This window comes from Neptuniibacter marinus (genome assembly GCF_001597725.1).
Classification (GTDB): Bacteria; Pseudomonadota; Gammaproteobacteria; order Pseudomonadales; family Balneatricaceae; genus Neptuniibacter; species Neptuniibacter marinus.
The window spans coordinates 1-1,177 of record NZ_LUTR01000047.1 but is presented as its reverse complement, the minus strand read 5'-3'; the positions used below and the strand labels follow the sequence as shown (position 1 = coordinate 1,177).

1 protein-coding gene is annotated in these 1,177 nt (G+C 45.3%); it reads right to left on the bottom strand.

The genetic code is table 11. The annotated features are described in order from the left end of the window. A partial coding sequence (locus tag A3774_RS15955) for an IS4 family transposase (protein WP_067870030.1) occupies positions 1 to 1,082 on the bottom strand: 1,082 nt, incomplete at its 3' end. Between the last annotated feature and the right edge of the window lie 95 nt (positions 1,083 to 1,177).

The window sequence follows — 1,177 nt, the reverse complement described above, 5'->3', positions numbered from 1 at the left end:
AACTCTTTCAGAGCTTTTCGTTCAAATAAGCTTAGTTGAAGAATCCGCATTACTCTCTGTACGGTCCACCCCTTTTTCGCACAGTGCCGCGCATACGCTAACAAGAGATAGCTGATCATTGCGATCCAGATCTGCGTCATGACTGCATTTTGGGAACTACCTAAAAATGCTTTAATTTTCAGGTTTTGCTTAATCGCTTTGAAGAACAATTCCACCTGCCAACGGTCTTTATAAATAGCCGCAATTGTGCTGGCAGCTAATTTGAAGTTATTAGTTATAAAACGATACTGTCGCTTGGTTTCAGGGCAGGTAAATCCCACTAGGCGCAACTTGGGCGCGCCTTGTTTTTGGGCGTGCTGACTGGTTAGCCTAATACTCTGGTCATAATCAACACCTGCGCTTTGATGGTGTTCGATAACCTCATAGACCGCATTGGGTCTTAAGCGAGTCACGAAGCTAACTTCTTGTTTTGACAGTAATCCATACCAGCTGTAGTCGTTATACCCCTTATCAAATGCAACAATACTGCCTTTCGGAAAACGGAACTGACGGCCTTTGATTAGCTCGCTTTCCAGCCCGTGGCTGAGGGCAGTAAACTCAGGAATGAGTGAGGCGTTATTCAACCCGACATGTAGTTTCATAGCCGCTTTAGTTTGGTGGCACTGTGCCCATGGAAAGAGCTTGAGAGACAGGTCGATCACGCTGGCATCTAATGAATAGAGAGGGTTTTTAAAGCGGAACTTATGGTTATTATCCCTTAATGAACAGCGCTGTAGTAGTTTATAAAATACAGCTTCATAAAGTTCAGCGGGTTGTTTTTCGTTCAGGCGAGCTAATGTTGTTCTGGCGATGGGTTTGGCGCCCAGATGATAAAGCTTGTGCTGCTGGCTGCGTAGACTGGATTCAATATCACGCAGGCTTTGACGGCCAGAAAGTTGTGACATGGACATCCCAATGAACTGATCCCAGCGAGATGCTGAACGTAATTTTTGCCCCTGGTGATGTTGTTTTGCAAGCGCCTCGAATTCATGTCTCGGCAGAGGTTGCAGCAACTGATGAAAAGCGGTGTTATGATGTGACAAAGCCTGAGTCCTTTGGTTTAACTGGTGTGTGGTAACAACAGTTTACCAGTGGATCTCAGGCTTTTTCATTTACCATCCAAAACTATGGGACAGCA